This is a genomic window from Streptomyces sp. NPDC038200 (assembly GCF_055600785.1).
Window position 1 is genome coordinate 547,106 of the sequence record NZ_JBVJYH010000003.1, and the last position, 11,158, is coordinate 558,263.

Genomic DNA, 11,158 nt, shown 5'->3' on the forward strand with positions numbered 1-11,158 from the left:
GGTGCGGGTCACCAGCGGCGACGGAGTTCGGATCGCCTTCGAGGTTGTGGGCAGCGGGCCGCCGTTGGTGCTGCTGCACGGTTTCTTCGGGGACCGCACGACGTGGCGGTCGGCTGGCTATGTCGACGCACTTGCCGGGTGCCATCGCCTGGTTCTCGTCGATGCCCGTGGCCACGGTGGGAGCGATGCACCCCACGATGTGGACAGTTACCGGATCGACCGTCAGGTGGGTGAAGTCGTGGCCGTACTCGACGCACTCGATATCTCCCGGGTGGCCTTCTGGGGTGCGTCGATGGGCGGCATCATCGGCCTCAACCTGCTGGCGGGGCACCCGGAACGGCTTACCGCGCTGGTTGCCGGCGGGGCACATGGTGGACGTGTCGCAGCTGCTCCGGCGGAGGTTCAGCAGGAGGTCGGACTGCTCCGCTCTCGGGGAACGGCTCCCTTCATCGGTGGCGGTGGTGATTGACGCCTTCATGGAGAACCACCTGGAGCATGTCCGCATCCCTGAAGAGCTGCCGGTCCGCGCTGCTCTCCTGGCGCATCTGAAGCTGCTGATCGCCCGTTACGCGGGCGCCCAGGGCAAGTTGATCTCCCAGATCATCGCCGAGTGCCAGTACGGTCCAGCGGCCCTGAACGACTTCCGTTCCCGGTTCTGGAACGACCGGTACGCGGCCGTCGAGAAACTCGTGCAGCGAGGCATCGACGAGGGTGTATTCCGGTCGGACATCGATCCGGGCCGTGCCGCTCAGCTCTTCTACGCCCCGGTGTATCTGCATCTGCTGTTCAGCCTCGGCCCCCTCGACGACTCGCTGGTGGAACGGCTCGTCGACCTGGGGACACAAGGCGTCGCGGCCCGCCCGGAGGCGGACCCGACGGCTTCATAGCAGACCTACCGGCCGATCGCCACTTCCCAGACGCACATGACCCTGGTCACGAACTCGTCTATCGCGTTCGCCGTCCCCACGGGTCGGAGGTCGCCGGCTCGCTGGCGTCGAAGAGACTGGGGAGCCAGGTGTCCTCGTCCAGCTCCGGGAACTCGGTAGTGTGCCCCGTGGTCTTGCCGTTGGGGTCCTTTGAGTGCGCAAAGCAGTTGTCGTCGGCGCGATGGCGGCCCGGGCCCCACTCTCGCACTCGGCCCTGAGGGCGGGATTCTTAGGCCCTTGCTGAGCAATGTGGCTCTCTCGTCCCGGCTGGCCCCGTACGCGGCCGACTTCGTCATTTTGGTCTCGGGCACCCGAGCACTTGCCGAGACACTGCTCCCAGAAGTGGCGGACGTCCCCTCCACCGTCAGCTTACGGCTGTCGGAGGAGAAGACATTGATCACGCGCATACACAAGGGCCTCGACAAAGCCAGGCCCTGGCCCGCATGCTGATGCGCCCGGCAGGACGTGGAGTCGGGGTGTTCACCGCCCACTCTCGCCTGCGCTGCGCGCTCTCCCGCCCCTGCCGCCCTGGCCGTCGCCAGGGCGGCGGTCCTATGTCCGGTGGCGCTCACACCATCTTGAGGCCGCCGTCGACGGTGAGGACCGTGCCCGTCGTGTGCGTGTTGCGAGGGCTCGCCAGGTAGGCCACTGCCTCCGCCACCGCCTCAGGCTCGGCGAAGGACCCGATCACCTGCCGGGCCAGGAGTTCCGGCTGCGCCCCGTCGCGGAGAGCCTCGGTCAGATCGGTCTTGACGATGCCGGGAGCGACCGCGTTGACGAGGATTCCACGGGATCCGAGTTCCACCGCCATGGCCTTGGTGAACGCCTCCAGGCCGCCCTTGGACGCGACGTAGTTGGACTGGCCTTTTCCGGGCTTGCTCGCGGCCGCGGAGGTGATGTTGACGATGCGTCCGGAACGCTGACGCAGCATGGTGAGTGCGACGGCCTGGGTGAGGAACATCGGGCCGACGAGGTTGGTGGCGATGACCTGGTGGATGTCGTCCGCCTCCATGGTCAGCAGGAGCTTGTCCCGCGCCATGCCCGCGTTGTTCACCAGAATGTCGATCCGGTCGAACTTCTGGTGCACCGCGGCCACCAGCTGCCGTGCGGTCTCGGGGCGGGAGATGTCACCCGGGAACAGTTCGACCTTGCGGCCCAGTGCGGCGATGCGCTCGGCGGCTTCCTCGGCCTGTGACTTCGAGCTGTGGTAGTTGAGCGCGATGTCGCATCCGGCTTCCGCCAGCCGGACGACCGTCGCACGGCCGATGCCCTTGCCGGCCCCCGTCACGAGCGCGACCTGACCTTCGAACTCCATGTGCTGTTCTGCTCCATCCGTTGGTTACGGGAGACGACCGGACGGCGGTCCGACGACCGCCGGCGACGGTGGTGCCCCGGCACACGGTCCCGCACCGTGCACCGGCCGGGTGGTCAGCGGGACTGCCGGTGGCTCTGGGTGAGCCGCTCCAACACCGGTACGGTCTCCGCGGGGGTGGGGTTGGACCGCATCTCGGCCCGCAGCCGGTCCGCGGTCTGCTGGAGGGAAGGCTCGGTGAGCACTCGCCGAACCGCCGCGCGCAGTGTGGCCGCGTCCAGGTCCTCGGGCCGGATGAAGATGCCGGCGCCCAGGTCGTCGAGTTGCCGGGCCCTGACCGGCACGTCCCAGTGCGCGCCGATGACGATCTGTGGAACGCCGTGCAGGAGGGCTGTCGCCGAGGTGCCGGCGCCACCGTGGTAGACGATCGCGGCGCAGCTCGGCAGCAGCACGTCCATCGAGATGAAGTCGACGATCCGGACGTTGTCGGGGACTTCCGTCAGGTTCTCCCGCTGGGTGCTGTCCAGCGTGGCGACGATCTCGATGTCGAGGTCGCCCAGCGCCGTGAGCAGGTCCTGGAAGCGGACGATGTCCTTGCCGTGGGTCTCGCGCCCCGACACTCCCTGGGTGAGGCAGACGCGCGGTCGCTTCGGCTGCTCGGACAGCCAGTCGGGTACGACGGCAGGGCCGTTGTAGGGAACGAAGCGCATGGGCAGGATCGGCTCGCGAAGGTCGAGCCGCACACTCTTGGGGCCTGGGTCGATGACCCACTGGCCGTTCAGCAACTCCTCCAGCCCGTCTCCGGCCGCCGGGAGGCCCAGCCTCTCCAGGGTCCAGCCGAGCCACTCGGCCATCGGGTCCTCCCGGTGCTCGGGAGCCTGCTCTGCCTTGGCCTCCAGGAACCGTTCCCGGGCCTGACCGATGACATCGGGGCCCCACAGGATGCGGGCGTGCGCCGCGCCCACGGCATGAGCGGCGACCGCTCCCGCGTAGGTGAAGGTTTCCCAGATCACCAGGTCCGGCTGCCAGGAGCGGGCCAGCGCGACGATGTCGTCCATCGTGGAGTCGCCGTTGAGCGGCGCGAAGCACAGCGAGGTCAGAACGGTCTGCTGGCCGAGCAGATGCTCCCAGGACCGCGCCTCGGGCCGCTCCTCGGCGAAGTCCAGTCCCTCCTGGTACGGAGTGATGTCTCCGCCGATCTCGGCGAACAGCTCCATCATGTCTTTGTCGTCACCGACCGGTACGGCGGTGAGGCCGGACCCGGTGATGATGTCGGTGATGCGGGGCTGGCTGGCCACTCGCACCTCGTGGCCCGCGGCTTTCAGGGCCCAGGCCAGCGGCACCAGATGGTAGTAGTGCGTGTTGTGGGCGATCGACGTCATCAGGACGCGCATCGGCTCGTCTCCCCGTTCGGCAGTCGGTGTTCGTCGCGGGTGCTCATGCCGCACCCGGGTGGGTCAGTGCCCCGGAACCCGTCCGGGCGACGGGGAGGCGGGCGTGGCCGAGCGTGACGGGTGCCCGCCTGAGACGCACCGCTGTCCCGCTCGGCCGCAGGTCCGGCGCCTCCTGCGCGAGCACCCGCAGCGCACCGCGGGAGAGGGCGCGGACCGTCCGGGCGGCAGAGGTGGAGTGCGCCTCGCCGAGGAGCCCCAGGGGGACGCCGGTGCCGTTCTCCGTCGGGGCTGGGGTGACCGCCGGGTCGCGCTGGGCGGCGGCGACGAGGATCGCCACATGCCCGTCTGCGGGGATCGGTACTCCGGCCAGTTCGACGTCCTGCTGCGCGATCCGGCTTTCCACCCGCACCGGCGGCTGCCGCCACCAGGTCTCCGCCATGACGGCGTCGGCCTTGTCCGGGTTCTGGCAGAGGGCGTCCCATTGCCCGGGAGAGCTGCCCAGCGCCTCGAACGTGTTGCAGATGAGCGCACCGGCGGGTGCGGCCACCTCGACTGCCAGAGCGAGAGCCGCCTGAGCGGACCGTGGTCCGCCGTCGCCGAGGTGGCGCGCGAGCAGGTCCCGAAGCTCGGCCGCTGCCCCCAGGCCGGTCCGTGTGATGTCGAGAGTCTGCGGGCACAGCCGGCTGTCGAGGCTGCGGGCACAGCCGGCCAGCAGTTCCTCGAACCGGCCGCGCCGGGCCGCGGGCAGCCCCAGGAATTCCGCCAGGACCTGTGCCGGCAGGCGTCGCGTGAAGTCGGCGACGAGGTCGAAGCCGGCGCCGAGCCCGCCCAGGAGGGTGCGTGACACCTGCTCGGCGAGGGCCTCCACGGCCACCTCGTCCTGCGCCGACACCGCCGGCTCGGCGCCGGCCGGCACGCCGCCGTGCTCCCGTGCGCGGGCCGGACCGGTCTCGGGGCCTGCCGGCGGGAGAAGTTCCGCGCGGTGCCGTCCTCCCGCGCGGGTCAGCGCTCCGAAGCGGGCGTCGGTCAGGACGGACCGGGCGAGGGCGCCGTCCGCGATCACCCAGGTGTCCAGCACTTCGCTGTGGAACACCGGTCCGCGTGCGCGGACCTCCTCCTCGTAGGGGGTGGTGTCGTCCCGCTGGGCGCGCAGGATCAGCGCGTAGGGGTCTCCCTGCGTTCCTGCGAACCAGTAGCCCACGTAGGTTCGTTGAAGCCTGCGGCCGAGTACGGACGGGGTGGTCCACTGCGCTGTCACGGGAGTCCTCCAAGGTGTCGCGGTGTACGGAAACGGGGGAAGCAGCCGTCCGGCGCCCGGCGCAGTTCTCCCCGGGGTGGTTCACAGGGTGTCGAGCCAGCTGTGGACGGTCGCCGCGAGGTGGCGGGCGTGCTCGGTCATCAGCGTCAGGTGGGTGCCCGGCACGTCGACGGCGGTGTGGTCGCCGCCGTCCCAGCGTGCCCGCCAGCTCTCCGGTTCCCCGGACCACTGCCCCACCGGCTCCGTCGCGCGCAGGAACAGGACCGGCGCCTTCGTGGGCCTCGGCGCCCACTCCAGGAGCATCTGGTTGTAGGCGCCCATCGCCGTCAGCCGGGAGTCGTCGATCGACACCACGGAACGCTGCATGACCCAGTCGAGCATCTCGTTGCGCCACACCCCCATCGCCCCCGGCGAGCTGGGGAGATAGACGTCCGCCAGGATCAGCGCCGTGGGACCCGCGCCGCGCTCCTCCAGTCGGCAGGTCAGCGCGTGTGCCAGCGCCCCGCCCGCCGAGTGGCCGAGGAGGGCGTACGGCCTGTCACCGGTGTGCCGCAGCACCGCGTCCGCCTGGGCGTCGAGCAGCCCGTCCAAGGAGCCGGGCAGCAACTCGTCCGCGCGGAAGCCGGGCTGGCGCAGCGCCGACACGGTCAGCCGGTTGTCCAGGGCCGCGGCCAGTGCGGTGAACTCCTCCGGACCCGACGCCACCGCCGTGCCCGCGCAGCAGATCAGCTCCGGTCCCGCACCGTCCGCGGTGGCCAGGGGTACCGGAGCCGGCTGCCATGCGGCGGCCGCCTGCCCGAGGGTTTCTCCTTCCGCGAGGACCTGATCGGCGGCGAAGACGGGCCGGAAAGCTGCGAGTTCGGCGAGTATGCCGATGAACGGCTCGGCCCGGCCGAGCCGCACGGCCCGCCGGTACATCGCCACCAGGCTGCTCTCACCGGCCGTGCCCGGGCCTTCGGCAGGCGTGCCGTCGCTGCCGGCGGCCGTCAGGGCGGCCGCCAGGTGCCCGGCCAGTTCCCTGGGGGTGGGGTGTTCGAGGACGAGGGAGGACGGCACCTCCAGCCCGGTGGCACCGGTCAGGGCGGCGCCCAGTTCGATGGCGGCGAGCGAGTCGAAACCGATGTCGCCGAAGGGGGTGTCGGCCGGTACGTCCTCCAAATCGGCGTGGCCGAGTGCGGCCGCCGCCTGTGTCCGCACCAGCATGAGCAGGTCCTGCGCACTCAGCGCGGGCCGGGTCGCCGGATCGGTGGTCTCCTCCGCGTCGGCCGGTCCGGCCGTCCCGCCCACCGCGGGCACGCCGGGCCCGGCGTCCCTCGCGGGCACGGGGGCCGCCGCCTCCAGCCAGAACCGCTGGCGCTGGAAGGCATAGGTGGGCAGTGTGGCGTGGCGGGCGCCGGTGCCGGCGTAGAACCGGGACCAGTCCACCTGCACGCCGCGCGCGTAGGCCGTGGCGAGCGCCATCAGGAGGGTACTGCCCTCCGGCCGCTCCCGACGCATCACGGGCACCAGCGCGGCCCGCGCCCGGCCGGGCGCCTCGGCGGACGTGTCCCCGGCCGGCTCCTCCTCCAGGGTCTCCAGGGCCAGGCCGCAGAGCACGGCGTCCGGCCCCAGCTCCACGAAGGTGCTGACGCCGCGCGCGCGAGCGGCGCGCACCCCGTCGTGGAACCGGACGGTCTGCCTCGCCTGCCGGACCCAGTAGTCGGCGGCGGTGAGTTCCCCGGCCTCGGCCGCGCGGCCGGTCAGGCCGCTGATCACGTCGAGCGTCGGCTCGTGGTACTCCACGGCGTCCGCGACCCGGCGGAACGATTCCAGCATGGAGTCCAGACGGGGGGAGTGGAAGGCGTGGCTGACGTTCAGGCGCTTGGTCCGCACGCCGTACTCGGTCAGCTCCTCGGCAAGCGCCGAGACGGCGTCCTCGTCCCCGGAGACGACGATGGAGCGGGGCCCGTTGACGGCCGCCACCGCGATGCGGTCCTCCTGTCCGGCGATCAGGTCCCGCACCTCGTGCTCGGCGGCACGGACCGAGAGCATCGCGCCGCCGGCCGGCAGTTCCTGCATGAGCCGGCCGCGGGCGGCGACCAGTGCGCAGGCGTCCGCCAGCCCGAACACCCCGGCCACGTGGGCAGCGGCCAGCTCGCCCACGGAGTGACCCAGCAGCACGTCGGGGCGCAGCCCCCAGCCTTCGAAGAGCCGGAACAACGCGACCTCTACGGCGAACAGGGCGGCCTGGGCGTAGTGCGTGCCGTCGAGCAGCGCGGCCTCCGGCGAACCGGCCTCCGCGAACATCACCGTCGACAACGGCCGGTCCAGATGGGCGTCCAGATGCTTCGCGATCGTGTCCAGCTCCCGTGCGAATGCCGGGTACTGCGCGTACAGCTGCTGCGCCATGCCGGGTCGCTGACTGCCCTGCCCGCTGAACAGGAAGGCGGTACGCCCTTCGCCCTGCACGGTGTCCCGCACCGCCCCGCCCGGGTCGCGGTCTTCCGCCATCGCCTTCAACGCCGCGAGAAGTTCGGCACGGGATCCGCCCTCGGCGGAGGCGTCCGCGAGCAGCACGGTCCGGTGCTCGAAGTGGGTGCGGGTCACGGCGAGCGAGAACCCGACGTCCAGCGGGTCCAGGCCCGGGTGCTGTTCCAGGTGTGCTGCCAGACGCGCGGCCTGCTCGCGCAGCGCCGGCCCGGTACGGCCGGACAGCGTCCACGGGACCAGGGCCGGCCGCCCCGCCACGGCCGGCCGCTCCTCTTCGAGCTGTGCGGGCGGCGCCTCTTCGAGGATGACGTGACCGTTGGTGCCGCTCACGCCGAAGGCCGAGACTCCGGCCCGCCGGGGGGCGCCGGTCCGCGGCCACGGCACCGTCTCGGTCAGCAGCCGCACCCGCCCGTCGCCCCAGTCGACGTGCCGCGTCGGGCTGTTCACATGGAGCGTGCGGGGAAGCACACCGTGCCGCAGCGCCATCACCGTCTTGATGACGCCGCCCACTCCGGCTGCCGCCTGCGCGTGACCGAAGTTCGACTTCAACGACCCTACCCACAGGGGACGTTCGGGGCTCCTCGGCTCACCGTACGTGTCCAGCAGGGCCTGTGCCTCGATGGGGTCGCCCAGCCGGGTACCGGTGCCGTGCGCCTCCACCGCGTCGATCTGGCCGGCGTCGAGCCGGGCGTCGGCCAGCGCGCGGCGGATGACTCGCTGCTGGGAGGGTCCGTTGGGCACGGACAGACCGCTGCTGGCACCGTCCTGGTTCACCGCCGTACCCCGCACGACGGCGAGGACCCGATGCCCCTTGCGTACCGCGTCCGACAGCCTCTCCACCACCAGGACCCCGACGCCCTCGGCCCAGCCCGTACCGTCCGCCGCGTCGTCGAACGCCTTGCAGCGCCCGTCCGGGGCGAGCCCCCGCTGCCGGGCGAACTCCACGTAGGCGGCCGGGTTGGCGAGCACGGCGACTCCGCCGGCCAGGGCGAACTCGCACTCCTCGCGGCGCAGCGCCTGCACCGCCAGGTGCAGTGCCACCAGTGAGGAGGAGCAGGCCGTCTCGACGGTCATGGACGGGCCTTCCAGGCCCAGGAAGTAGCTGATCCGGCCCGACAGGACCGCGTCGGCATTGCCGGTGAGCAGGTAGCCGTCGGACCCCTCCGGCAGACGTCCCGACGCGGCCGCGTCGCCCGGCACGTAGCCCTGGTTCGCCGCGCCGACGAACACACCGCCCTGGCTGCCGCGCAGCGCGCGCGGGTCCAGCCGGGCCTGTTCCAGGGCTTCCCAGGACGCCTCCAGCAGCTGACGCTGCTGCGGGTCCATCACGGTGGCCTCGCGCGGCCCTATCCCGAAGAACGCCGCGTCGAAGTCTCCCGCGTCGTACAGGAATCCGCCCTCGCGGCAGTAGGTCGTGCCGGGGACCGACGGGTCCAGGTCGTAGATCCGCTCCACGTCCCAGCCCCGGTCCTGGGGGAAGGGACCCACCGCGTCCGTCCCCGACACGACGAGTTCCCAGAGGTCCTCGGGCGAGCGGACCCCGCCGGGATAACGGCAGGCCATGCCGACGATGGCGATGGGCTCGTGACGGGCCGCGAGGAGTTCGCGGTTGCGTTTGCGCAGCCGTTCGGCGTCCTTGACGGAGGTGCGCAGTGCGTCGAGCACCTTCTCCTGGGACAGAGCCATGAGTGGTCTCCTTGCTGAGCTCCGGGCCGTGGCCCGGTCAGGTCTGTGTGGTTCGTGCGGCCGAAGGCGGCGGCGGCACGGCGGGCCCCGGCGGCGCCCGCAGCGGTCAGGAGTCGGACTGGTTGAGGACGAGGTCGACCAGTGCTTCGGCGTCCAGACCGTCGACGTCCGCCAGGGCGGACTCCTCGTCCGGCGTGGCCGCGCCGCGATTCGGCTCGTCGCCCGGCAGGTCGGCCCGGCCGCCGGACTCCGTTCCCAGTCCGGCGAGTTCGAGCAGACCGTCGAGGAGGCCCGCGGCCCGCAGCCGGGCCAGCGGCACGTTCTGCAGTGCCTGCCGGATCTCCGCCTCCTGCGCGGCCGCGTCGCTCGGCACCGCCAGCAGGACGTCGAGGCGGGCTGCCGCGGCACGGGCGTTGGGGTGGTCGAACGCGAAGGTGGCGGGGATCTTGGTGCCCACGGCCGCACCGAGCTTGTTCGCCAGTTCCACGGCGGTGACCGAGCTGAACCCCAGCGTTCGGAACCCGGCGTCGGGCTCGATGTGCTGCGGCCCCGGGTGACCGAGTACTGCGGCGGCGTGGCGGCGTACGAGATCGAGCAGGATCTCCCGCCGGTCGTCGCCGGTGGCCCGGGCGAGCCGTGCCAGCACTCCCTGGTCGGCTGCGCCGCCGGGCCGTGCGCCGCCCGAGAGGCCCTCCGACGGTCCGCCCGCCGGTCCGTCCGGCGCGGTACGCACCCCGGGCAGGTCCGCGATCAGCGGGCTGGGCCGGAAAGCGGTGAACGACTGTGCGAACCGGGACCAGTCGACGTCGACCACGCTCACGCAGGTGTCTTCCCGGTCCAGGGCCTCGCCCAGGGCGGCGACGGCCGACTCGGGCTCCATCGCCCGCAGACCGAGGGCGGTGAGGAATTCCTCGCCCTGTTCGCCCGCCATGCCTCCGCCGTCCCACAGCCCCCAGGAGACCGATGTGGCGGTCAGTCCCTCCGCCCGGCGCTGTTCGGCCAGCGCGTCCAGTGCGGCGTTGGCGGCTCCGTATGCGCTCTGCCCGCCACTCCCCCACACACCCGCTCCCGACGCGTACAGCACGAACGCGTCCAGCTCCTTCTCCCTGGTGAGGTCGTGCAGATGGCGTGCCCCGACGACCTTGCCCGAGACTACGGCGGCGAGCCCTGCCACATCCGTCTCGGCGAGCGGCGCCGAGTGCGGGACACCGGCAGCGTGGAACACCGCCGACAGCGGCTGCCTGGCCGGCAGGGTGTCCAGCAGCACCCGCAAAGCGTCCCGGTCCGCCACGTCGCAGGCCGCGACGGTCACCTCCGCACCCAGCTCCTTGATCTCCGCTGACAGTTCCGCGGCTCCTGGTGCGCCCTCGCCCCGCCGCCCGGCCAGAATGATGTGCTCGGCGCCGTTGCGGGCCAGCCACCGTGCCAGATGGCCTCCGAGGGATCCGGTTCCGCCGGTCACCAGAACCGTGCCGCGCGGCTGGTAGCCGCCCTTCGCGGCCCGGCGGGCGGATACGGAAGGGCTGGAGGCGGGCAGCAGCCTGCGGCCGTACGCGCCCGACGCCCGCAGCGCCACCTGGTCCTCGGTACAGGTCTCCGACAGCACACGGACGAGCTGCCGCCCTTGCCGTCCGGCATCCCGCGCCTCCCGGGGAAGGTCCACCATCCCGCCCCACCGGGTGGGGAGCTCGAGCGCCGCACAGCGGCCCAGGCCCCAGACCTGGGCGCCGGCTGACGACGGGCGCTCGGCGGGGGACACCGCGACCGCCCCACGGGTCACGACCCACAGCTTCGGCTCCACCCCCCGGGCCACGTCCGCGTCCAGATCCGCGCACGCCTGCGCGAGCAGCATCGTGGCTGCCGTGGCACGGTCGACGCCCGGATGATCCGGGTGCTGCCGCTCATCGGTGCCCAGGAGGGACAGAATGCCCACGAGGGGTTCCTGCGCTTCGGCCGCGGTGGTGGTGAGCCGTGCCGACAGGTCGGTGCGGTCCGTCGCCGTCACGTCGACCGTGAGGCGGGAGACCGTGGCGCCGTGGGTGGTGAGGGTTTGCTCGACGTCGTGGGCGACACGTGTGGCGTCCGCGTCCAGGTGCTCGGGTACGACGAGCAG

General features: G+C 72.1%; 7 protein-coding genes. 2 read left to right on the top strand and 5 right to left on the bottom strand.

The features are described 5' to 3' along the window. Position 1: 1 nt before the first annotated feature. Positions 2-469, top strand: a complete 468-nt coding sequence (locus tag ACZ7KF_RS09825; protein WP_471070902.1) for an alpha/beta fold hydrolase — start codon at positions 2-4, stop codon at positions 467-469. Next, on the top strand, positions 453-887 hold the full coding sequence (locus ACZ7KF_RS09830) for a TetR-like C-terminal domain-containing protein (RefSeq protein WP_471070905.1): 435 nt from the start codon (positions 453-455) through the stop codon (positions 885-887). Before ACZ7KF_RS09825 ends, ACZ7KF_RS09830 begins: the two co-directional genes overlap by 17 nt. A 607-nt stretch (positions 888-1,494) precedes the next feature. Here ACZ7KF_RS09830 and ACZ7KF_RS09835 read toward each other — a convergent pair. The 5 genes from ACZ7KF_RS09835 to ACZ7KF_RS09855 form a co-directional block, all read right to left on the bottom strand. Continuing rightward, the gene (locus tag ACZ7KF_RS09835; RefSeq protein WP_471070908.1) at positions 1,495-2,241 is read right to left on the bottom strand and encodes a 3-oxoacyl-ACP reductase family protein; all 747 of its coding nucleotides are present in this window, start codon (positions 2,239-2,241) and stop codon (positions 1,495-1,497) included. 113 nt (positions 2,242-2,354) lie between these two features. Then, complete coding sequence (locus ACZ7KF_RS09840) at positions 2,355-3,632, bottom strand: activator-dependent family glycosyltransferase (RefSeq protein WP_471070911.1); 1,278 nt, start codon at positions 3,630-3,632, stop codon at positions 2,355-2,357. Positions 3,633-3,675: 43 nt separating this feature from the next. Continuing rightward, positions 3,676-4,890 (bottom strand): cytochrome P450 family protein, encoded by a 1,215-nt coding sequence (locus ACZ7KF_RS09845; protein ID WP_471070914.1) that lies wholly within the window; start codon positions 4,888-4,890, stop codon positions 3,676-3,678. Between the two features lie 81 nt (positions 4,891-4,971). Then, the gene (locus ACZ7KF_RS09850; protein WP_471070917.1) at positions 4,972-9,045 is read right to left on the bottom strand and encodes a type I polyketide synthase; all 4,074 of its coding nucleotides are present in this window, start codon (positions 9,043-9,045) and stop codon (positions 4,972-4,974) included. 106 nt (positions 9,046-9,151) lie between these two features. Further along, positions 9,152-11,158, bottom strand: a 2,007-nt coding sequence (locus tag ACZ7KF_RS09855; protein ID WP_471070920.1) for a beta-ketoacyl reductase, incomplete at its 5' end; no start/stop codon positions are given.

Bases quoted from the DNA above. Each gene is read 5' to 3' on its own strand.
- ACZ7KF_RS09850 (WP_471070917.1), bottom strand. From the start codon at position 9,045: ATGGCTCTGTCCCAGGAGAAGGTGCTCGACGCACTGCGCACCTCCGTC.
- ACZ7KF_RS09840 (WP_471070911.1), bottom strand. From the start codon at position 3,632: ATGCGCGTCCTGATGACGTCGATCGCCCACAACACGCACTACTACCAT.
- ACZ7KF_RS09835 (WP_471070908.1), bottom strand. From the start codon at position 2,241: ATGGAGTTCGAAGGTCAGGTCGCGCTCGTGACGGGGGCCGGCAAGGGC.